This window comes from Stenotrophomonas sp. GbtcB23 (genome assembly GCF_019091045.1).
In the GTDB taxonomy this organism is placed as follows: domain Bacteria; phylum Pseudomonadota; class Gammaproteobacteria; order Xanthomonadales; family Xanthomonadaceae; genus Stenotrophomonas; species Stenotrophomonas rhizophila_A.
In genome coordinates this window covers 1-555 of the sequence record NZ_JAGXKC010000172.1, presented here as the reverse complement: position 1 = coordinate 555, position 555 = coordinate 1, and the positions used below count along the sequence as shown (strand labels likewise).

Annotated in this window: 2 protein-coding genes; both read right to left on the bottom strand. The window is 63.1% G+C overall.

What is annotated here, in order from left to right:
- The coding region (locus KVS69_RS18660; protein ID WP_217539470.1) for a zonular occludens toxin domain-containing protein at window positions 1–305 on the bottom strand (305 nt) is incomplete at its 3' end.
- Window position 306: 1 nt separating this feature from the next.
- A partial coding sequence (locus KVS69_RS18655) for a DUF2523 family protein (RefSeq protein ID WP_217539469.1) occupies window positions 307–555 on the bottom strand: 249 nt, incomplete at its 5' end.

The window sequence follows — 555 nt, the reverse complement described above, 5'->3', positions numbered from 1 at the left end:
TGTTCGGCGAGGTCAAGAACATGCTTGGGCGTCTGCTGCCGCGTGGCGTCATGAAGGTGGCCGAACCACTTCCACGCCTCATCAACGAAGATGATCGCGCCATTAGGCACGATGTACTCCCCTGCCCCATCCTTTTCATTCCAGCGGCGGGGATCGTCCAAGGTCGACGCCAACCCGTCCTGCAATCCGTCGATGCCACAGGCGTAGATGGCGCGATCACCTCGCTGCGCTTCCTCGACGAGCCGTTCCATCATGAGGGCGGTTTTGCCGTTGCCCGGCTGGCCGGTGTAAAGCTCGATTGGCATCTCAGGACCTCCGGACCAAAACAGCCCGCGCGGCGTTGACGGCGAACTTGGTCGCGACCGCCGACACGATCATGGTGCACGCCTGATCGAAACGCATCAGCCCCGCGTACGCGATGAGGACTGCACCCCACTCGCCGCCGGGCGTGCCGCCACCGATCTGCTGCTGCATGTTCTCAATCCACGGCTCGACGGCGAACTCATGGGTCGCCCAGGCTATTCCGAGCCATGCCATGGCAGCGACCAGCCAAGT